We start from the raw sequence: 20,040 nt of genomic DNA, 5'->3' as shown, positions 1-20,040 counted from the left end.
GCTATATGGTTCGGTTAACCGATTAAAATTTGAAATTAGTCGAGAATCGCGTGAATGTCGCTCTCTTTCATAATCAAATATTCTTTACCTTCGAATTTGATTTCTGTACCGGCATATTTGGAGAAAATAACGCGGTCTCCTTCTTTCACTTCCAGAGCTACACGTACGCCGTCTTTCAATGCACCCGCACCAACTGCAATGATTTTACCCTCTTGCGGTTTTTCTTTGGCGGAGTCCGGAAGTACGATCCCGAAAGAAGTCGTTTGTTCTTGCTCCAGTGGTTCTACCAATACGCGTTCACCTAAAGGTCTGATCATGAAAAATAGCCTCCTTTTAAAATTATATAGCCTTGCATTTGTAGGTTGCAGCCATATGTATTAGCACTCGACAGTGTTCAGTGCTAACAACCAACTTTATGATACTCAACTTGAAGCATGATTTCAAGTCTTTTTGATGAATTCTTGCGAGAATTTAGGTTGAATTTACATCCATACGGCTTGACCACTTATATCCAATAAGCCAAATCACGCCTGGTACAGCTGGATGAATGTTACATTCACGCCTTCTATTTTACGAGATTCGTTGCCTTAGATGCAAACTTCGCCCCGTATCCCCTTTTCCATTGTATCCATCGTCCCGTATAATATGCCTGCATGTCCAAATCTCTTCTCATCTTCCAATAGAACAGAAGACCCGGATCAGAACAAAGCGTCTTCTCCGGGTCTTCAGGCGAGTAGATTCATCCTCCACCCGCACCTCATTTTTGATGCAGGCAGTATTCTCCCTCTAAATACATAAACTATAGAGTTCTCTACTTTGTATGCTGGTTGTCCTCGGTCCGCACATAACGAGCTTCAATCTCCTGATCGGCTGCAAGTTGCTTGCGATACACAATGGCGGATAGAAACACACTGATCTCATACAAGAGCAACAACGGAATCATGACAAGCAGATCAGATATGAAGTCTGGAGGCGTAATGACCACTGCAATAAAAATCAGCACGAAATAAGAAATTTTGCGCATTTTACGCAGACGAATCGGATTCAGAATGCGTAGCCCTGTCAGGAACATAATTAGCAGTGGCAACTCAAACAGCAGTGACACTGGCAATACAATGCCAAACAGGAAACTGAAGTATTGTTTCATACCGTACGTCTCGACAAGCCCCATTTTCTCCGTAATCGTTGTTGTGAACGCAAGAGCCATTGGAAAAACAACATAATACGAAAAAGCGACACCCACCAGAAAAAGTAGAAATACATAAGGCACATACTTCAGAGATGCCTTACGTTCTTGTGGCCGCAGACCAGGACTCACAAACTTCCAGAGCTGGTACACCGTAAAAGGCAACGTGATAATAATGGAAAAGAGCCCGGCAATCTTCATATAAATCCCGATACCGTCCCAGAACGAGAACGCATGCAGTACGAAGCCCTTGGCCGTCTCTGCCTTCGTCAAATACTGATAGACTGGGTCTGCCACGAAAAAACCTGCAATCAGTCCCAGAATAAAAATGCTCAATACATAGATCAGCCGCTTGCGCAGCTCACTCAGATGTTCGGTAAGCGTCATTTCTTCATTGTGCCGCGTCATGCCTGCCTCCCCTGGAATTTCAGCTTTAAAATACAAAACCCTTCCGGCAGGAAGGGGTCTCTCTCATAGCCATGAAACTTATTCCGGCAGGCGTTTATCCACAGGTTTCTCAGCGGCCGTTGTATCAGCTGCTACCGGTTTCGCTTTTTCTTGCTCTTTCCGGCTGGAAGCGTCATCGTCCGAAATAATATCACGCGCGCCTTCCTTGAACTCGCGGAACGTACGTCCCACGGCCCGTCCCAATTCCGGCAACTTGTTAGGCCCAAACAACAGCAATGCAATCACGGCCAGCAAAATAAATCCTGTTGGTCCAATTTGACTTAACATCGATCTTCCTCCTTGTTTCAAGCGTTCAACATGCACCTATCCGAAGTCATGTTCATCAGATGTCTTAACTGCATTTGGATTTATGCCCATCATACCACAGATGTAACCACTTACATAACCCGCAAATGTTATAACTGTGCTTTATTTTCTTTATTGCTTGAATTGGCCTGTTACCATCAGGAGCGCTTCCGGAAGCTGATCCATAATGGCTGCCAGATGTTCGTGCACACCCTTCGGCGTACCCGGCAGATTCACAATCAATGTGCGTCCGCGAATCCCGCACACCCCGCGGAACAACATCGCAGAGCGATTTTTGCTCATCACACTATATCTCATCGCTTCCGCCATGCCGGGAACTTCACGTTCAATTACTCGTCTGGTCGCTTCAGGCGTAATATCCCGAATGGCCAGCTCCGTTCCACCCGTTGTCAGTACGAGATCGGCGTGAAAATAATCGGTCATCTCGATTAATGCCGCAATAATCTCATCAGGCTCATCCGGAACGATCCGATACTCCACGATCTGACCACCAAGTTCCTCTTCTACAAGTTCCCGTATCACTTGCGCACTTGTATCCTCACGTTCTCCACGGGCCCCTTTGTCACTGGCTGTCAGGATTGCTGTTCTCCACACCATAAAGATCACCCTTCTCCTCTATGAAAATAAAGTTCCGTTATCGGTTGAAATCACCGTTTTTACCGCCGCTCTTGGACTGCAACATCGTCGGGCCGATGATCATGTCTTTTTGCATCGCCTTGCACATGTCATAGACCGTAAGTGCCGCAGCCGAAGCTGCCGTCAGTGCCTCCATCTCGACACCTGTTTTGCCTTCTGTCTTGACGGCGGCTTCGATATGGAGTTCGTTCACGCCGTTATCATGAAAACGAATATCCACCCCATTCAGTGCAAGCGGATGACACATCGGAATCCAATCCGACGTTTTTTTCGCTCCTTGAATACCGGCAATCTGAGCAACCGCCAGCACATCACCTTTTCCAATACGGCCTCGGCGGATAGCTTCCAGCGTCTCCGGGTTCATCGTGACTTTCGTTACAGCGACAGCGGTACGTACCGTAACATCCTTACCCGAAATATCCACCATCCGGGCTCGTCCCTGTTCATTAAAATGAGTCAGCTTCCCACTGGAAGATTGACCTTGGTTTGCTTCTGAGTTCAATCACATCACAACCCTTTATTCGATATGTAATATACCTTCGGGCGTTATCAACAGATCCAGCCGCAGATCTAGCGGGTCCATCGGAATGTCCGGCTCCAACTGGCCAGGTAATACCAAAGCAGCCATGAGAGGTCTTTTACCTTGCTTAGCACAATGGTTCTCAAGACTCGCTGCAAACCGGTCGTAATAACCGCCACCGTATCCGATACGTCCTCCTTGAAGGTCGTAACCCAGTCCGGGTACCAGCACCAGATCCAAAGCCGGCCACTCTTCGGGTTGCAACACTTCACAAGACGCCTTAGGTTCAGGTATGCCCCAAACGCCTGGTTCAATATCCTCCTGGCTCATTACTCGCCGCAGTTCCATCCGTGGCGGGTCAGCGAGCACTTTAGGAGCTAGCAACACATCCCCTTGCTTCCACCCCTCTTCAAAAAGAAAAGCGGTGGAAGCCTCACTGCCATATGACAGGTAGCTAAAAATGACCAGCGGCTCACGCTTGTGCCTGTTCTTGCTTAGCCGCAGGCGATCCAGCTCACGCTTCAGTCCGTCATTCATCCGCATGCCGGCTTGCTGACGCATCTGCTCGTCCAAACGATCGCGTAGCTGTCTAAGCCGGGTGCGAAGCTGCTTCTTCTGTTCCGCATGATCCTGCATAATGCCGACGAACCTCCTGTTGATGTGGAAGGTAAATATAAATTCGAGCCATTGCACTTATATGTTAAGACAAGATGTCATCTGGATGATCAGGTTCAAATGATTCTTTTTCTGCAAAATCGTCATGGTATAACATGCCTTCTTTCAGTTTATCACTGATTGACCAAAAAGACTACAAGCCGGAGCCGTTCCCAATCGGTGCATTTGCTCTGTTTTTCATGTAAACTGAGAAGTAAGTGTCTATTTCAGAACTCGACCTATGGAGGAACTTAATTCTATGTTGCTGCAAGTATCCGGAATTATTAAACGTTTTGGTGTCGATCCAATCTTGGACGGCGTGAACTTACAAATATTAGAACGTGAGCGCATTGGACTGGTTGGCGTTAACGGTGCAGGAAAATCGACTTTACTCAAAATCATTGCTGGAGAAATGTCTTATGACGGCGGACAAATCTTCAAATCCAAGGAAACAACGCTTGGTTACCTCGCGCAGAACAGCGGTCTGCAGTCTGATCGCAGCATCTGGGAAGAAATGATGCATGTCTTTGCTCATCTGACCCAGACCGAAGCTGAACTGAGACAGATGGAGCATGATATTGCCGACCCTGCACGAATGGAAAATGAAAAGCAATATGCGGATCTGCTGGAACGCTATGCCAGACGCTCGGACTGGTTCAAAGATCACGGCGGTTACGAGATGGAAACGCGCATTCGTAGCGTACTGCATGGTATGGGTTTCGGCGAATTCGCCCCAGACACTCCCATCAGCACACTTAGCGGCGGTCAGAAGACCAGACTCGCATTAGCCCGCATTCTGTTGCAAGCTCCCGATCTGCTCATGCTGGACGAGCCTACCAACTATCTGGACATCGCGACCCTGACATGGCTGGAAGATTATTTGAGAGGATACTCCGGCGCACTGTTAGTTGTATCCCATGACCGGTACTTCCTGGACAGACTCGTAACGACCATCGTGGAAATCGAACGTCATCGCTCCAAAAAATATACGGGCAATTACAGCCGTTATATGGAATTGAAGGCAGCCGAGTACGAGATTCAGATGAAACAATACGAGAAACAACAGGACGAAATCTCCAAGATGGAGGACTTTGTGCAAAAAAACATCGTACGCGCTTCAACGACGAAGCGTGCCCAGAGTCGTCGCAAAGCACTGGAGAAGATGGATCGTCTGGATAAGCCACTTGGCGATCTCAAGAAAGCCCATTTTTCATTCGAAACCGCTGTGATGTCAGGCAAGGAAGTCCTGCGTGTTGATCAGTTGTCCGTGGCTTACGAGGAGGGTTCACCTCTGTTCCGCAATGTGTCCTTCGATCTGCGACGCGGCGAAACCGTTGCCCTGATTGGGCCTAACGGAATCGGTAAATCAACGATGCTGAAATGTCTAACCGGTAGTCTTCGTCCTGCGCAGGGTGACATTCAGTGGGGCACCAAAGTACAGATCGGTTATTATGACCAGGAGCAGACTGGGCTGAATCCGTCCAACACGGTGCTCGAAGAACTGTGGAGTGCTTATCCGGGCATGGAAGAAGCGCGCATTCGAACCGTACTGGGTAACTTTTTGTTCAGCGGTGATGATGTGCTCAAAAAAATATCCTCGCTCAGCGGTGGAGAGAAGGCTCGTGTATCCCTGTCCAAGCTCATGCTGAAGGAAGCCAATGTGCTTATTCTCGATGAGCCGACGAACCATCTCGACCTTTTTGCCAAAGAAGTGCTGGAAGCTGCCTTAATGGATTACGAAGGAACGCTACTCTTTATCTCCCATGACCGGTATTTTCTCAACAAGATGGCGGAACGGATCGTTGAGCTTCATTCCGGCGGCACCGAGCAATATCTCGGTAACTATGACGATTACGTGGAGAAAAAGCTGGAATTGGAGGAGATTGCACGTGAGGCCGCCGAGGCTCGTCAGGCCTCTTCCAAATCCGCTTCTTCCGCAGCAGCAAGTGCAAATTCAGCAACAACCGAAAAATCCGGGGCCGCTTCCTTTGAAGCAGATAAACAAGCCAAGCGTGAAGAACGAAACAGACAGCGCAGGCAGGAAGCTCTTGAACAGCAGATTGCCGAATTGGAGTCCGAGATCACTTCGCTTGAAGAACAGATGGCTCTGCCAGAAGTGTATCAGGATTATATGAAGCTGCAGGAGTTGCAGCAGTCGTCGGAGGAGCACAAAACAAAGCTTGCAAAAGCTTATGAAGAGTGGGAAACACTGGCGATGGGCTAAGCTACGATTCCGAGCGATGATTCTGAGGATGATTCTATGTCAGGACTTTAAAAGCGTTGGCTTATAGGCTACGGTAAGGAATGAGTTACATGTAGTAATATGTACGGCAAATCGCAAAGAAATGTACAAGAGGCTCTGTGTTACGAAGGTAACGCGGAGCCTCTTGCATTCTAAAGGAAGCCAGCTATTGAGAAGACGCGGACTCACGGATAAACATAAATCCAACGCTCTCGCTAGGTAGGGATCAGAAAAACGTATTTTCACATTTGTCAAATATCCTCGGATTACGTAAAATAAATATTTGAAGACAGACCCTCTTCTTATCCACAAGTGTGAGTGATATTTCACATCCTTTTTCACGTAATCAAACGTTGGTAGAATAAGTTTTTGAAGTAAAAACCATATTTATCCACCGATTTATCCACATTATACACAGCACTGTTGGTAACTTCGACGTATTCTATCCCCTGCAAACCGTTTGTTTCGAAAACACTTGTTGCAGCACTTCACCTTAGTTACCCACAAATTACTCTGGATATGTGGATAACTATAGTCACACCTTGACAAATTTGGTTGTCACGATATAGTTTTTCACTCATTCCATGCCTCCATATTTAAACGGGCTAGTGAGCGTGGCCCTACTCTGGTCATGTCATTTAAAACAGAAAGAGGGTTCCATTCCGCCCAAACCATGGCGAGAAGAACCCTCTTTAGCTCTTTTTCGCTAGAGCATATTCATATCTCCAAGGGACCTTAGTGTACAGGCACCTCTTCACTATCCACAACAGATTCCGCTTTCAATCCAGCTGCATTACACGCTGCCACGTATGCCAAACCTGCGGCCATGACAATATCATGATGGGTTGCTGTCCCTCTGAATTCTCGTCCGGCTCGTTCTACCGTGATCACGGCTTCCGCGCTGGCTCCTTCTCCCCCACTCAAGGCATGCATCTCCATGTCTACAAATGTAATGTCATCTGAGATACACTGCCCAATGGCCTGAATTGTAGCATCTACAGGTCCTTTTCCTACAGCAGAATAAGCATGCTCTCCTGCACTCGTACGAATACGTACCGCAGCCATACGGTCTGTCATACTGCCTGCCGTCACCTGCAGTTCAACCAACTCGTAATCCTGTGCCGGGATGTTCATCGTTTGGCTGACCATTTGCAACAACTGGTCATCACTTACCACTTTTTGCTCATCCGCAGTTACTTTGAACACTTTGTACAGTTGCTCCATCTGCTGTTCATCCGGCTCAAATCCGTATTTGCGTACCCGATCCTTCAGAGCGTGACGACCGGAGTGTTTCCCCAAAATAATCATACTGCGCGGGATGCCCAGTGCTTCCGGGTCCATAATCTCATACGTATTGCGGTTCTTCAGCAAACCGTCCTGATGAATGCCCGACTCATGCTGGAAGGCATTGCGTCCAACAACCGGTTTGTTGTAAGCGATCGGAAAATGCATGGCACGGCTAATCTGGCGAGATGTCTCATACAGTTGATTCAGCTTGATGTTAGTCGTTGCTCCGATGACATCTCCACGTGTTTCCAGCGCCATAATCAGTTCCTCTAACGCGCAATTCCCCGTCCGTTCTCCGATTCCGTTAATCGTCACTTCAATCTGGGAAGCACCATTCGCAATGGCAGCCAAACTGTTCGCTACGGCAAGCCCGAGATCGTTATGGCAATGAGCACTATAGCGCACGTTATCGCCGCCCCTTGCTCCCTCACGTACGCGTCGGAACATCTCTCCATACTCATGCGGCAGCGCATAACCAACGGTATCCGGCAGGTTAATGATGCTTGCCCCCGCCTCGATGGCCACTTCAACCATTTCAATCAGATCATCCGTCTTGGTACGTGCAGCATCCATCGCTGTGAACTCCACGATATCCGTAAACTGGCGTGCATAGGAGACCATCTCCCGAGCCGTAGCCACCACTTCACTGCGTGGACGGCGCAGCTGATGCTCAATGTGAATATCAGACGAGGAAATAAACAGATGGATTCGTCGACGAGCAGCATCAGCGGTAGCCTTCACTGCAGCATCAATATCGCCTTTGACCGCACGTGCAAATCCGCAGATTTCCACCTGTTGCAATTGTCTTGAGATCGCCTGAACCGCCGCAAACTCCCCTGGACTGGAGATCGGGAATCCAGGCTCAATGACGTCAATGCCAAGCGCTGCCAGCTGGTGAGCCAGCTCTATTTTTTGCTCAGGATGCAGGCTGGCTCCGGGTGCTTGTTCTCCATCTCGCAGCGTTGTATCAAATATGTCAATCATGCGTTTGTTCGGATTCGTTGTCATATTCATTAACCTCCATTAATTTTGGGATATCGGTTCGGTTATGTTTGGTTCGTGAAAAGTTATGTTCAGTGTAATGGTTCAAAGTGTACGTCGACTTACACCTCGAACAACTGCTGTTCCGGATTTCCTGATCAGACTTGCATCCATATGGTTATTCCATTTTGCCCACCCTGCTGCCGGCAGCAAATACAAATAACCCGCCATCTCATCAAAGAGACGGCGGGTTATTCTCCCCTCCGCGGTACCACTCTTGCTTGATGGCTCAGCCTGCACTGACACCATCCACCTCGTGTTCTCCAAAAAGTCCATTAAACTCCACCCTAACTACGGCGGAACCGTAACCCTTCAGAGAAACGCCCTGTAACGGGGGTTAACCGTTGCTATGTACACATGAGTCGGCACAGTCTCGTTTAGCGACGAAAACGCTCAACCTCTTCTCATGTTTCCAAAGCTCTGTTCCCGGGCGAGATTCAAACGATCCCGGCCACTGCGTCGCACCACCCCGCAGCTCTCTGAGCGCCTTTGCCGTTTTACTGCTCCCGTTCATTACGTTTGTTGATATAATATTCATGGTTTATCGGTGGAAAAAAAATCAAAAAAGCCTGCCCTCTCCTGCATAATGCAAGAGACGACAGGCTGTTCACCTTCGCGGTACCACTCTTGTTGACCCCAAGCCTGTTCGAATAACAGCTTGAAGGCCCCCTTCATATTGTCCATCGATCTCTGCACTTCGGATTAGCGTAACGAAAGTCGTCTCCGTTTCTAATCAGAAAAATGGGATCGGGCACAATGGCCCCTTCACGGAGGCAACCCGTAACGATATACTGTCGGCTGACTTCAGCCTTCGGCCTATTGCTTGGTAGCCGTGTTCCATCGTTCCGCTTCCAGGTGAGTTTCAGGTTCCCTTCGACTGCGTTGCACCATCCCGCAGCTCTCTAATGACCCGGAGTGACCTTACTGTTCCTGTTCATCGCGTTTATCAGTTCAGGATATAATTCCTGTTTAAATTTGTAACTAATATACATTCTTCACAAACCGCTGTCAACCTTTCATTTCAAAAAAGGACAATTTCTTTCCCGAATAGGCTACGTTAAGATGCATTCCCAGAGAACTTTACGCTTCGGTTTGTACCGACCAAGCTTCCAGAGAAAGTCCAGGATCTGCCTTCGCGTCAAAATTAGTCCCCTCGCCGCGAATCCATTTCAGATGTGCTGCCGCGCCAATCATGGCTGCATTATCCGTACAATATTCCATTGGCGGGATGACGAGTTCAAGCCCTTCCTTCGCGCAGCGTTCCTGCAAGGCTGTCCGCAAACCACGATTGGCAGCAACCCCACCGCAAAGAAGTAACTGACGTGAGCCATATTCACGAACAGCACGTACCGCTTTTTCCACAAGCACTTCAACGACTGCTTCTTGAAAACCACGTGCCACCGCAGACGGATCCAACGTTTCACCACGCATCTTGGCCTGATTCAGTGCGTTGAGTACAGCCGATTTCAATCCACTCAGACTGAAGTCATAGGACCCTGCTTCAAGCCATACCCTTGGCAAAGGAACAACCTCTTCAGCTTCAGATGCCATGCGGTCTACATGCGGCCCTCCCGGATATGGACAGCCGAGTGCACGAGCCACTTTGTCATACGCTTCACCAACAGCATCGTCCCGTGTGCGTCCAATCAGCTTGAACTTGCCCTCGGACTCCAGATGAACAAGCTCGGTATGCCCGCCCGACACTACAAGAGCCATCGCCGGATATTGCAGCTCACGTACAAGGCGATTAGCATAAATATGACCCGCAATATGATGGGTTCCGATCAGCGGTTTACCCAGAGCCATCGCAAGCGTCTTCGCTGCTACGATACCCACCAGCAGTGCGCCAACCAATCCAGGTCCTTGCGTAACCGCAATCGCGCTCAGATCACGCGGACGAATACCGGACTGCTCGATTGCTTGCTCCAGCATCAGCGTGATGACTTCAACGTGCTTGCGTGAAGCCACCTCGGGTACAACTCCGCCAAACGCTTTATGCGTCTCGATCTGACTAGAGATGAGATTGGACAATACTTCACGTCCATCTTTGACCACGGCTACCGATGTTTCGTCACAGCTTGTCTCTACCGCCAGAATATAGGATGGAGTTCCACTTTGATTATCTATAAGATCATTCATGAATCCATTACGCTTCCTTCCTCTTCGCCGCTCCGGCCCGCAGGCGGAAGTACCGCCCACATGATCATTGCATCCTCTCCGTTATCAGAGTAATACCCTTTGCGCAGACCTGCCGATTCAAACCCTTTTTTCTGATACAAATTCTGAGCCACGACATTCGACACCCGAACCTCCAATGTTATTCGCTCCATGCCGAGATAAGCTGCCGTCTTCATTAGCTCATCCAGCAATTTCTCCCCCAACTTGCGGCCCTGGTATGCTTTTCTCACCGCGATATTGGTAATGTGTGCCTCGTCCATAATGGTCCACATGCCCGCATACCCGATCGCCGTGCCGTCCAGCTCCATGACCATATATTTAGCAAAATGATTATGCTTCAATTCATTGTGAAATGCCTCTTCCGTCCAAGGGAGGGTAAATGCCTCATGCTCAATCTCCATCACGTCAGGAATATCTGCCACCGTCATGAGTCTGAACTGAAACGCCGTTTCCCGTCCTTCGTTCGCTACGTTGTCCATCCGCTCTCCCTCTCCCTTCAGCCTTTGCGCAGCAGGTTGGCTTCCGCTTCGGACAGCTGGGTGTAGTTCGGCACCAGGGCATGTACGTCGTCGCGCTGACCTGCAAGCAGCGCTTCGGCGCCGAGGCGCCCAATCCAGCGGCCTTCCAGCTCATACGGGACGAGCTGGAGCGCCGTTCCTGCGGGGCAGCGAAGCTCTGCCGCTGCCGCCGCATGTTGGCCCGTCTCGCCGACGATCCAGACGGCAGCGGGCCGCTCTTCCGGCGCCGCCTCCGCCAGGCGGGCGGCGAGTTCTTCCAGCCATCCGTTCACTTGGCGGATGGCATCCGGCGCCAGCCGGCGGGGCGTGTCGCCGCCGGCGGAGGCGAACAGCGCGGTATAGGCTTGGCCGCGCCGCGCATCCACGAGCGGAACGATCCAGTGGACAGGGGCGGCACCGGTGCCGCCCTGGTCCGCGGATGGCGTTCCGCCAGCCCCGGCTGCGGCATCATCTGCCGCAGCTTGCGCCTTGGCGGCGAGGCCGCTGTGCCAGCCGCCCCAGGCGAGTGCCTGCAGGCTGGACACCCCGGCAACGGGGATGTCCCACGCCCAGGCCAGCGTCTTTGCCGCGGTCACCGCAATCCGGATGCCCGTGTACGAGCCCGGTCCAATTCCGACGGCGATCCCGTCCAGTTGGCCTGGCTTCGTGCCGCTGGCAGCAAGCAACTGCTCCATTACAGGCACGACGTGCACCGAGTGATTACGTTCTGCTCGCTCATTGCGCTCCTCCAGCAGCGACCGCTCCTCCATCACCGCTGCAGCCATCACCGCTGTAGATGTATCCAACACCAAAAACCGCTGACGCGGCTTTTTTTGCTCCTCAATCGTTCCTTCTTTTCCCGAACCCTTGATCTTTCCCTCATCTCCCAATCCTTCGACCCTTCCCTCATTACCCAAACCTTGTATCATCCTTTAACTCCATTCTGTCTGAACAGTCGGCATAGTGCGGCATATTCCTCACCATACCCATCCAGTGTTATCGTTCGATCTTCCAGGCCTGTCGTTTCAATCTGCACGTGAAGATGTTCTTTGGGTAACAACTCGGGAATGATGCTGGCCCACTCCACCAGACTGACTCCCGTACCATAAAAATACTCTTCAAGACCCAGCTCGTCCGCTTCTTCCAACGAAATGCGGTATACATCCATGTGATATAGCGGCATTCGCCCCTCGTATTCCTTGATCAACGTGAACGTAGGACTGCTTACAACATCTCTCACGCCCAAATGCCAGGCAAACTTCTGAGAAAAAGCAGTCTTGCCCGCTCCCAAATCGCCGTCCAGTGCAATGACCATGCCAGCCTGTGCCTGTGCCGCAAGTGCAGCCGCAAGCTTTTCTGTATCTGCAATGCTGTGGGAATGATACACCCACTGTTCATGCGTCTGATTCAATATACGCCCCACCTTTGACGGTCTTCCGTCTGAGTTCACTTTGAACCTTATTATATCGGTCCCTTTCCTTGCCCGCAACATCGAAGGAACATGCTGGAAAGGTTGGACTTTATAAGTATCTCTTTGCGTAATCACAGAAAGGATTCTAACCTAAAAACCGATACCTTCCGGTATCGGCCGCATTTTCATTAATTTCAAAAATGTCATCGCTTCTCTTTTGCCACATTTCTTCCTGTGTCTTTCTCAGGTATCCCTCAGTTATCGTTCCACAAACCGCTCTCCGTCACTTTATTACTAGGTATATCCTGTATTTACCCTGTACTTGTCACAATTTGTATAGTCGCTACTCTTCCAGACGATCCACTCGCACCGCTTGGGTATTTCCTGGTCTGCTGCCCACCTGTACCGTTGCCATACCATTGGCCTCGTCCACATTTTCAATCCAGACAGGCTCTCCTTCAAGCGTCACTGCGATTGTATCTTTGGAATTATAAATGGCTTTGGCACGTTTCGCATCCATCATCTTATTCGTAGTCTCCTTCCGGGTCTTCATAGTGATTCTCTTGCACAATCGTATCTGTTGTACTATCGCCAATATAACCGTTATCCTCTGTAACCTGGCCGCCGCCTAAACCCTCATTCACCATACGATCGATATCCAGCATAAATGATTCACGATCAAGTGGCAGCTTCTCTGAAGTCACTGCTTCCCAGTTTACATCTGCTGCCGGCGTATAGAACTCTTCCGCACTCTCGGCATCATCCAGAGGGTAGGGTGTAAAAGTATGCTTATGCGCCTCTTCCTCATCCCGCCTGTTTTTCATCTGGCACCTCCCCATCATGTTTCTGTTATCATCCCCGACTCTTGCAGAACCATACAAAATAACGGAACCCCTTCTGGATAATCCAATCCACCATAACAATCAAGGATTTACGACTATCCCTTACAACAGCTGCCCATACTATTACCAAAAAAGAAATTCGAAAGGAGCCGCTCTTATGCATACGGTCTGGAAAGGCGCGATCAGTTTTGGTCTCGTGCATGTCCCTGTCAAAATGTTCTCGGCTACCGAGGACAAGGATATCTCCATGCGTTACATTCATAACGTTTGCGGAAGCCCGCTCGCTTATGTACGTCAGTGCCCCTCCTGTGAGGTCGAAGTCAAATGGGAAGAGATCACCAAAGGCTATGAATATGAGAAGGGCAAATTTGTTCTTTTCGAAAAAGAAGAACTTGAGGCCTTAAACGAGTCCAGTAGCAAAACCATTACCATTCTGGATTTTGTGGATTTGACTGAAATTGACCCGATCTATTTTCAAAAAACCTATTATCTCTCTCCTGATCAGGCTGGTGGTAATGCCTATCAGCTCCTCATGAACGCCATGCGGGATACGGGTAAAATAGGCATTGCTAAAATTTCTATTCGCTCCAAAAGCAGTCTCGCAGCCATCCGTGTTTTAGAGGACTGCTTGTCGATGGAAACTATTTTTTACCCGGATGAGATCCGTCCCGTGTCACAGGTTCCTAACCTTCCTGAAGTTCAAAATGTAAACGAAAAAGAACTCACGATGGCCAAACTGCTAATCGACCAACTTTCAACTCCGTTTGAACCTGGTAAATATACAGATGATTATCGGGCAAAGCTGCTTGACCTCATTCAACACAAGGTTGCTGGTGAGGAAATCAAGATTGCTCCAGCCAAACCGGAAGCTAATGTGATGGATCTTATGGCTGCCCTTCAAGCAAGTATTGAAGCCGTCAAGCCTATCCCTTCAGACCCAGGAACATCCACGGCTAAACCTAAAAAACGCACTCCGCGCAAAACAACCGCCCAGGCTGCTGCCGGAGGAGAAACGGATGCTACCCCTGCTGCTCCGAAACGAAAAAAAGCCCCAGCTAAACCAAAAGCGTAGGCGTGCCGGTGAAGTAGAAGATGGGCCCTGCTTGTGCTTAACGGACCGTAATTGGGTCATCATGATTCAGAGACTGCCCTATCGGTTCGTTAGCAAGTGGTGGAAGCACCTTATCGCTCACCATCCTCCGCTCGCCACTATGACTCCTCCCCAATTACACTGACATCTCTGACACTGCCAATGAAACAATTTTGTTTAAGTTATTGACTAAATAGGGTTAATATTTTATATTAACTTATGAAAAGTAACTTATTTATATTTGTATAGTGATATATTTTATTTTCAAGTCATCTCCTTCAAAGCTCTAACCCTTACAATGATATGTACCTTGTTCCAATATGTAATATTTGCACGTTATAATTTGTGAATTGTTCAGATGAGAAAGCATCATAAGGAGGAAATAACCATGAGTACGACTTATCAAATTCCAGCAACAACCCATCTGGGTGAAGTCAGTCTTAAAATTAGCAATCTGGATCGTTCCATCCAGTTTTATACAGACGTCGTTGGCCTCAAACTGCTGACACGCCAAAATCATATCGCCACAATGACAGCGGACGGAAAGAGTGTGCTTCTTCGCCTTGAAGAAGTGAGCAACAGCATCACTTTGCCGGAGCGTACCCATGCTGGCTTGTACCACTTTGCCATTCTGCTGCCTGACCGCAAGTCGCTTGGACTTGCGGTTCGTAATCTTGTTGCATCCGGTATCGATATTGGTCAAGGAGACCACCTGGTGAGTGAAGCCTTCTATATCTCTGATCCGGATCTAAACGGGATTGAAATTTATGCCGACCGCCCTCGTGATACTTGGAAACGGGATGCAGACAATAATTACGTCATGGCAAGCGATCCAGTAGATGTGCAGAGCTTGTTTGATCTGTCGGCAAGTGAGACTTGGAACGGCCTGCCGGCTGGCACCGTTATCGGTCATGTTCACTTTCACGTTCGCAGTCTGGAAGAAGCACGCAGCTTCTACTCCGGTATTCTGGGATTTGATGTTGTAGGCAACTTTGCCAACATGTCAGCACTGTTTGTGTCTGCCGGAGGGTACCATCACCATCTGGGGCTTAATATTTGGGCCGGAGTTAACGCACCAATTAATCCTGGCAACGCTACGGGAATCGACTATTTCACCATTGTGTATGCCCATAACCATGAAGTTGAACAGGCCGTTGAACGTCTGCGACAGGCAGGCGTTGAACTAAGCCGGGATGGGGATGCATGGTATGCGGCAGATCCGCAAAACATCCGAATTCGCCTGATCACGGAAGCCTAAAGTGCAATTTTATATAAAAAAAGCCCGACTTTTGTTCCTCCAAAGCTTTCTCAGGAGATCAAAAGGTCGGGCTTTTTTTATACCTCTGATAAAACCTTAAATATTGGTACATCCTAACCCAGACTTAAACATTGTCAGACGAAGGAGATTTATTGAAATGATTGAAAAGGGACGTTTGACCGTCAGGCAACTCGCTTCGCTGATGTTCCTTTGTACAATCGGTGAGCAAATCCTCTTTTTCCCAACGATGATCACCTCTTATGCTCAGCAAGATGCCTGGATATCTTCCTTACTTGGCGTAGGAGGCGGATTAGGTGTACTTCTGATCATGCTTGCTGTATATCGCTTGGATCCACGTCTGAATTTAATTGAACATGTACTCCGGGTGCTGGGGCCATGGGTGGGTGCTGTTGTCAGCGTATTCTATATTTTTTATTTTCTAATTAGTGCATCGACGTTCATCCGTGAAATGGGAGACTTTATGGCGACGAACATTCTGAGAAATTCGCCATTATGGGTGTTACACCTGACATTCATCTTTGCTCTTGCCTGGGGATTGCGGTCCGGCCTCCCTAACATTGGCAGAACCGCTGAAATCCTGTTACCTCTCGTTGTCCTGTTCTTGATTATTCTTACCTTATGTCTACTCCCAAAAGCAGAATTAGAAAACATAAAACCCATTCTGGGTCAGGGTTTGCTTGATCCTTTCAAAGGTTTTATCGCTGTACTTACATATCCCTACTGTGAACTATGTATTTTCATGATGTTATTGCCATACACGGAGCAGAATACCCATCTGAAAAGAGACTTCTTACTGATGGGTATGATCGGCGGATTAATGCTAACGCTAATACTAAGTATGTGTCTACTTATTATGGGGCCGTTTGTGACACAGCATTACTGGTTCACTTCATTTAATCTGTCCCGTTTGATTAACATCGGTCACTTTTTAGAACGCATTGAGGCTATCATGGCTTCCGTCTGGATTATTGCCGTATTTTTCAAAAGTGTGCTCTTCTTCTACGGCTTTGTGCTTGGTCTTGCTCATTTGTTTCGATTGTCAAGCTATCGGAATCTCATCTTGCCGGCAGCACTGCTTATTTTAACATGTTCCATCCTGATCGCTCCGAATGAAACCTTCTATCTGAAAGTGATCATTCCCTACTGGATTGACTGGGATCTAACCTGTGGCATTTTCCTCCCGCTGCTGCTGATCCTGATTCATCGTTTGAAACATAAATCACAAAAACATTAACGCCCTCTTCGCATTTGGTTTAATCCTAATATGCCGTAGCTGGCTTAAGGAAAGGAGTAACATATGATCAAACCCGTTATACCCTTCGAACCTGTATCCCGGGATACTTTACCTGCAGGCTCCCAGTGGATTGCCCAGATTAAGTGGGATGGTGTACGCATGCTCGCCTACGAAAACGGACAAGAGTTACGGCTGGTCAATCGCAGATTACACGACCGGACAACCCAGTATCCCGAACTAGTGGAACCGCGCAATCTATGTGAGGGTACCTCTTACATTTTGGATGGTGAAATTATTGCACTCGATCCGGATACGGGGCGCCCTTCCTTTTATCATGTGCTTCGCCGGGATCGGATGAGCAAGCCGGATCACATTTCTCAAGCCAAACAGCAGATACCGATTACTTATATGGTTTTTGACATTCTTTATTACGATGGGAAATGGGTCACAGATCAGACATTATCCACTCGCCAGCAACTCCTTCACCAAGTGCTACGTACCAGTCACCAGGTTCAAGAAGTGACCAACGCACCCGATGCATCCGCTCTGCTTCACGTCTTGAAGCAACACCAGATGGAAGGCATCGTCTGCAAGGATCTCACTAGCACCTACGGAATCGGTGGCAAAGACTCACGCTGGCAGAAGGTGAAGATCATGCATGATCTATACGCCATGATCGGGGGCGTTACGTATCGCGACGGAATCGTAAACGCCGTTGCGATTGGCGTATATGACGGATCACAATTTATCTATATTGGTCATGTAGGTACGGGTAAGTTGAACATCAATCGCTGGCGGGAACTCACTTCACAGGTACAACCACTTATCATAAAGGATAGGCCGTTCCATAACATCCCAGAGCGAAGCGCAGAGACAACTTGGGTACAACCCGAGATTGGACTTAAGGTGCAATATATGGAACTGACGCATCATCGCACACTGAGACATCCTAGCATTCAAACCTTCGCAGAAGTGACACGGGAGGATTGCCTGGCGAGCCAGCTCCAACATGATTTCCAGTGAAAGGAGACGCACGGTATGCCTCACAAAATTAAAGGTTCCATCAAGATTGAAGGTGTAGAACTCACGGTTACGAATCCAGACAAGCTGTTGTGGCCAGAAGCAGGAATTACCAAAGCGATCTATCTGCAAAAGTTGGCCGCGCTTGCCCCTTACCTGCTAACCTATACTCACAACCGTTTACTGACAACCATTCGATATCCTCATGGTGCCGGCGACACGTTCTTTTATCAGAAAAATGCACCGGAGCCGTTGCCTGATTTCGTTCATACACAGGAGCATGAAGGTATCCGGTATGTTGTGATGAACGGACTGCCTGAGCTGCTCTGGCTGGGGAATCTCGCAGCACTTGAATTTCACCCTTCGCTGCATGCGATTAACAGTACGCTACCTTGTGAATGGATGATCGATCTCGACCCTTCGATGGAGCATGAACCGCGAATCATGCAGGCCGCCTTGCTTGTAGGTGAAACATTGTCTTCACTCGGATTGCAATCCGTTCCCAAAACCTCTGGCGCCACAGGTGTTCAAATCATTGTGCCAATTACTCCTGGTGTGACATTTGATGAATTACGGGATATCGGTCATTTTGTAGGTAAATATGTCACGCAAAAACATCCTGAATTGTTTACACTGGAACGGCTCAAAAAGGATCGGGGCGATCGGATTTACTTTGACTATCTGCAGCATTATGGGGGCAAAACACTGGCTGCCCCCTATACACCTCGCGCTAAGCCACGGGGAACCGTCTCCACCCCCCTGACTTGGGATGAGGTGCGCCGTGATGTCTCTATTCAGGATTATCACCTTATGAATATTATTGAACGCCTGACAACCGTTGGCGATCTGATTGCAGCGGTGCCACCGCAACCTATCGAACTGATTCTGAAACATCTCAAGAAAAAATAGCCGATATCCTGAATCACAGGATATCGGCTATTGATATAGCAGAACATTTTTTTCCCTTTGTTGTTTCATTAGCCTTGTGTCAAATCGAGCTGAAAGCTTCGCTAATGGATACCTTTTTTCTTGAAACGTCCGCCCTTCACATCGTGGATGTTACCGATGGCTACAAAAGCTTGCGGGTCCCAGTCCTCAACGATAGACTTCAGCTTGGCTTCTTCCAGACGAGTGATGACAACAAAAATGATCTTTTTCTCATCCCCGCTGAATCCGCCTTCTCCGTCCAGATACGTTACACCACGTCCGAGACGATCTGTTAACGCGGAACCGATATCACGATACTTCTCACTGATGATCCAGACCGACTTGGACTGATCTAGTCCTTCATTTACGATATCAATCATCTTCATGGCAATATAATAGGCAATCATGGAGTACAGAGCGTTCGGCCAACCGAATACGAATCCGGCACCCGCGAATATAAATACGTTGATAATCAATACGATCTGTCCCACAGAGAGCGGTGATTTCTCACTAAACAGAATAGCCACGATCTCCGTACCGTCCAGTGAACCACCAGAACGTATAACTAGACCTACCCCGACACCCAGAATTAATCCGCCGAATACGGCACCGAGAAGCGGTTCACCAGGTGTTAGTGCTGGAACTTTGTGCAACAGCGATGTTCCAATAGACATCACGACGATTCCCAGCAAAGTAGATAATGCAAAGGTCTTACCGATCTGCTTGTAACCAAGAATCAGAAAAGGCATATTGAGCAAAGTCAGAAATATCCCCAGCGGCAGATGTGTAAGCTCCGAGACCATAATCGAGATCCCCGTGATACCGCCGTCGATGACGCCGTTAGGCACGAGGAATACTTCAAGCGATACGGCCATGAGCACAGCACCGATCAGGATCATTACGATACGCTGCAGAAACTTCAGCGTAAACACGGAGCTTTTGACGCCGCGGTCGGCTTGCTTGGCCGTTAGTTCTTTCACCGTTACATTGGACATGGTATCCCCCCCGTAAAATCAGAATGTGAATCCATTTTATATATCCATTAAATTACTCCACGGGGAAGCTCCATGTAGATAATCAATTAAGACTATATTCTTCATGTACTATAACCCACCATCAAAACGGGTATCTAAAGGCGATATAAAATAGATTCAAGATGTACTGCTTGCCGGATCACACTTCCAAAAGAGAGCAAAAGGGAGCCTGTTTCCCCAGACTCCCC

21 protein-coding genes and 1 other annotated feature are annotated in these 20,040 nt (G+C 48.6%); of the genes, 6 read left to right on the top strand and 15 right to left on the bottom strand.

Going from position 1 to position 20,040, the window contains the following annotated elements:
• Positions 1–35: 35 nt before the first annotated feature.
• The 6 genes from groES to M3629_RS21450 all read right to left on the bottom strand — a co-directional run bounded on the left by groES (position 36) and on the right by M3629_RS21450 (position 3,752).
• A complete protein-coding gene (groES, locus tag M3629_RS21475) occupies positions 36–317 on the bottom strand; it encodes a co-chaperone GroES (RefSeq protein ID WP_090918205.1) in 282 nt (93 codons plus the stop codon).
• A gap of 494 nt (positions 318–811) precedes the next feature.
• Complete coding sequence (tatC, locus tag M3629_RS21470) at positions 812–1,594, bottom strand: twin-arginine translocase subunit TatC (RefSeq protein WP_251510058.1); 783 nt, start codon at positions 1,592–1,594, stop codon at positions 812–814.
• A gap of 78 nt (positions 1,595–1,672) precedes the next feature.
• A complete protein-coding gene (gene tatA, locus M3629_RS21465; RefSeq protein WP_090918211.1) occupies positions 1,673–1,921 on the bottom strand; it encodes a twin-arginine translocase TatA/TatE family subunit in 249 nt (82 codons plus the stop codon).
• A gap of 150 nt (positions 1,922–2,071) precedes the next feature.
• Positions 2,072–2,557, bottom strand: coding sequence for a MogA/MoaB family molybdenum cofactor biosynthesis protein (locus tag M3629_RS21460; RefSeq protein WP_017690080.1), 486 nt, complete (start codon positions 2,555–2,557; stop codon positions 2,072–2,074).
• Between the two features lie 37 nt (positions 2,558–2,594).
• Entirely contained in the window at positions 2,595–3,098 is a 504-nt protein-coding gene (gene moaC, locus M3629_RS21455; protein WP_285888965.1) for a cyclic pyranopterin monophosphate synthase MoaC, read from the bottom strand.
• A gap of 15 nt (positions 3,099–3,113) precedes the next feature.
• Positions 3,114–3,752, bottom strand: a complete 639-nt coding sequence (locus tag M3629_RS21450) for a 5-formyltetrahydrofolate cyclo-ligase (RefSeq protein ID WP_251510056.1) — start codon at positions 3,750–3,752, stop codon at positions 3,114–3,116.
• Positions 3,753–4,029: 277 nt separating this feature from the next.
• On the opposite strand from M3629_RS21450, the gene M3629_RS21445 reads away from it, so the two are divergent.
• On the top strand, positions 4,030–5,994 hold the full coding sequence (locus M3629_RS21445) for an ABC-F family ATP-binding cassette domain-containing protein (RefSeq protein WP_251510055.1): 1,965 nt from the start codon (positions 4,030–4,032) through the stop codon (positions 5,992–5,994).
• 753 nt (positions 5,995–6,747) lie between these two features.
• Here the strand turns inward: M3629_RS21445 and M3629_RS21440 are convergent.
• The 8 genes from M3629_RS21440 to M3629_RS21410 form a co-directional block, all read right to left on the bottom strand.
• Complete coding sequence (locus M3629_RS21440) at positions 6,748–8,307, bottom strand: 2-isopropylmalate synthase (protein WP_251510054.1); 1,560 nt, start codon at positions 8,305–8,307, stop codon at positions 6,748–6,750.
• A 209-nt stretch (positions 8,308–8,516) separates the two neighbouring features.
• Positions 8,517–8,863: a binding site (T-box leader), on the bottom strand.
• A gap of 11 nt (positions 8,864–8,874) precedes the next feature.
• Positions 8,875–9,024: a hypothetical protein gene (locus M3629_RS28860; RefSeq protein ID WP_435368256.1), complete on the bottom strand. Its 150-nt coding sequence runs from the start codon at positions 9,022–9,024 to the stop codon at positions 8,875–8,877.
• Between the two features lie 396 nt (positions 9,025–9,420).
• On the bottom strand, positions 9,421–10,479 hold the full coding sequence (gene tsaD / locus M3629_RS21435) for a tRNA (adenosine(37)-N6)-threonylcarbamoyltransferase complex transferase subunit TsaD (protein ID WP_251510053.1): 1,059 nt from the start codon (positions 10,477–10,479) through the stop codon (positions 9,421–9,423).
• Positions 10,476–10,997, bottom strand: a complete 522-nt coding sequence (gene rimI, locus M3629_RS21430) for a ribosomal protein S18-alanine N-acetyltransferase (protein ID WP_251510052.1) — start codon at positions 10,995–10,997, stop codon at positions 10,476–10,478. The genes tsaD and rimI overlap by 4 nt, the downstream gene beginning before the upstream one ends.
• A gap of 17 nt (positions 10,998–11,014) precedes the next feature.
• Positions 11,015–11,944: a tRNA (adenosine(37)-N6)-threonylcarbamoyltransferase complex dimerization subunit type 1 TsaB gene (gene tsaB, locus M3629_RS21425; RefSeq protein ID WP_285888964.1), complete on the bottom strand. Its 930-nt coding sequence runs from the start codon at positions 11,942–11,944 to the stop codon at positions 11,015–11,017.
• A complete protein-coding gene (gene tsaE, locus M3629_RS21420) occupies positions 11,941–12,426 on the bottom strand; it encodes a tRNA (adenosine(37)-N6)-threonylcarbamoyltransferase complex ATPase subunit type 1 TsaE (protein WP_251510049.1) in 486 nt (161 codons plus the stop codon). Before tsaE ends, tsaB begins: the two co-directional genes overlap by 4 nt.
• Before the next feature lie 343 nt (positions 12,427–12,769).
• Positions 12,770–12,946: an H-type small acid-soluble spore protein gene (locus tag M3629_RS21415; RefSeq protein WP_251510305.1), complete on the bottom strand. Its 177-nt coding sequence runs from the start codon at positions 12,944–12,946 to the stop codon at positions 12,770–12,772.
• 4 nt (positions 12,947–12,950) lie between these two features.
• The gene (locus M3629_RS21410; RefSeq protein ID WP_251510047.1) at positions 12,951–13,250 is read right to left on the bottom strand and encodes a hypothetical protein; all 300 of its coding nucleotides are present in this window, start codon (positions 13,248–13,250) and stop codon (positions 12,951–12,953) included.
• A gap of 175 nt (positions 13,251–13,425) precedes the next feature.
• On the opposite strand from M3629_RS21410, the gene M3629_RS21405 reads away from it, so the two are divergent.
• The 5 genes from M3629_RS21405 (at position 13,426) to ligD (ending at position 18,800) form a co-directional block, all read left to right on the top strand.
• Positions 13,426–14,340 carry a Ku protein gene (locus M3629_RS21405; protein WP_251510040.1) on the top strand — a complete coding sequence of 305 codons (915 nt, stop codon included), beginning with the start codon at positions 13,426–13,428 and terminating at the stop codon, positions 14,338–14,340.
• A gap of 406 nt (positions 14,341–14,746) precedes the next feature.
• Positions 14,747–15,616, top strand: a complete 870-nt coding sequence (locus tag M3629_RS21400) for a VOC family protein (RefSeq protein ID WP_251510039.1) — start codon at positions 14,747–14,749, stop codon at positions 15,614–15,616.
• 157 nt (positions 15,617–15,773) lie between these two features.
• On the top strand, positions 15,774–16,871 hold the full coding sequence (locus tag M3629_RS21395; RefSeq protein WP_251510037.1) for a GerAB/ArcD/ProY family transporter: 1,098 nt from the start codon (positions 15,774–15,776) through the stop codon (positions 16,869–16,871).
• A 63-nt stretch (positions 16,872–16,934) separates the two neighbouring features.
• Positions 16,935–17,894, top strand: coding sequence for an RNA ligase family protein (locus M3629_RS21390; protein ID WP_251510035.1), 960 nt, complete (start codon positions 16,935–16,937; stop codon positions 17,892–17,894).
• Positions 17,895–17,909: 15 nt separating this feature from the next.
• The gene (ligD, locus tag M3629_RS21385; protein WP_251510033.1) at positions 17,910–18,800 is read left to right on the top strand and encodes a non-homologous end-joining DNA ligase; all 891 of its coding nucleotides are present in this window, start codon (positions 17,910–17,912) and stop codon (positions 18,798–18,800) included.
• A 101-nt stretch (positions 18,801–18,901) separates the two neighbouring features.
• Here the strand turns inward: ligD and M3629_RS21380 are convergent, their stop codons facing one another.
• A complete protein-coding gene (locus M3629_RS21380; RefSeq protein WP_145333276.1) occupies positions 18,902–19,813 on the bottom strand; it encodes a YitT family protein in 912 nt (303 codons plus the stop codon).
• Positions 19,814–20,040 lie beyond the last annotated feature (227 nt).

Source organism: Paenibacillus polysaccharolyticus (assembly GCF_023714295.1).
Lineage (GTDB): Bacteria > Bacillota > Bacilli > Paenibacillales > Paenibacillaceae > Paenibacillus > Paenibacillus polysaccharolyticus_A.
The sequence above is the reverse complement of the archived record's forward strand: the minus strand, read 5'-3'. Positions and strand labels throughout refer to the sequence as shown.

What these genes read in the sequence shown, in the direction of transcription:
- groES (WP_090918205.1), bottom strand. Translation starts at nt 317, where the DNA reads ATGATCAGACCTTTAGGTGAACGCGTATTGGTAGAACCACTGGAGCAA.
- tatC (WP_251510058.1), bottom strand. Translation starts at nt 1,594, where the DNA reads ATGACGCGGCACAATGAAGAAATGACGCTTACCGAACATCTGAGTGAG.
- tatA (WP_090918211.1), bottom strand. Translation starts at nt 1,921, where the DNA reads ATGTTAAGTCAAATTGGACCAACAGGATTTATTTTGCTGGCCGTGATT.
- M3629_RS21460 (WP_017690080.1), bottom strand. Translation starts at nt 2,557, where the DNA reads ATGGTGTGGAGAACAGCAATCCTGACAGCCAGTGACAAAGGGGCCCGT.
- M3629_RS21450 (WP_251510056.1), bottom strand. Translation starts at nt 3,752, where the DNA reads ATGCAGGATCATGCGGAACAGAAGAAGCAGCTTCGCACCCGGCTTAGA.
- M3629_RS21445 (WP_251510055.1), top strand. Translation starts at nt 4,030, where the DNA reads ATGTTGCTGCAAGTATCCGGAATTATTAAACGTTTTGGTGTCGATCCA.
- M3629_RS21440 (WP_251510054.1), bottom strand. Translation starts at nt 8,307, where the DNA reads ATGACAACGAATCCGAACAAACGCATGATTGACATATTTGATACAACG.
- M3629_RS28860 (WP_435368256.1), bottom strand. Translation starts at nt 9,024, where the DNA reads ATGGACAATATGAAGGGGGCCTTCAAGCTGTTATTCGAACAGGCTTGG.
- tsaD (WP_251510053.1), bottom strand. Translation starts at nt 10,479, where the DNA reads ATGAATGATCTTATAGATAATCAAAGTGGAACTCCATCCTATATTCTG.
- rimI (WP_251510052.1), bottom strand. Translation starts at nt 10,997, where the DNA reads ATGGACAACGTAGCGAACGAAGGACGGGAAACGGCGTTTCAGTTCAGA.
- tsaB (WP_285888964.1), bottom strand. Translation starts at nt 11,944, where the DNA reads ATGATACAAGGTTTGGGTAATGAGGGAAGGGTCGAAGGATTGGGAGAT.
- M3629_RS21415 (WP_251510305.1), bottom strand. Translation starts at nt 12,946, where the DNA reads ATGGATGCGAAACGTGCCAAAGCCATTTATAATTCCAAAGATACAATC.
- M3629_RS21410 (WP_251510047.1), bottom strand. Translation starts at nt 13,250, where the DNA reads ATGAAAAACAGGCGGGATGAGGAAGAGGCGCATAAGCATACTTTTACA.
- M3629_RS21405 (WP_251510040.1), top strand. Translation starts at nt 13,426, where the DNA reads ATGCATACGGTCTGGAAAGGCGCGATCAGTTTTGGTCTCGTGCATGTC.
- M3629_RS21400 (WP_251510039.1), top strand. Translation starts at nt 14,747, where the DNA reads ATGAGTACGACTTATCAAATTCCAGCAACAACCCATCTGGGTGAAGTC.
- M3629_RS21395 (WP_251510037.1), top strand. Translation starts at nt 15,774, where the DNA reads ATGATTGAAAAGGGACGTTTGACCGTCAGGCAACTCGCTTCGCTGATG.
- M3629_RS21390 (WP_251510035.1), top strand. Translation starts at nt 16,935, where the DNA reads ATGATCAAACCCGTTATACCCTTCGAACCTGTATCCCGGGATACTTTA.
- ligD (WP_251510033.1), top strand. Translation starts at nt 17,910, where the DNA reads ATGCCTCACAAAATTAAAGGTTCCATCAAGATTGAAGGTGTAGAACTC.
- M3629_RS21380 (WP_145333276.1), bottom strand. Translation starts at nt 19,813, where the DNA reads ATGTCCAATGTAACGGTGAAAGAACTAACGGCCAAGCAAGCCGACCGC.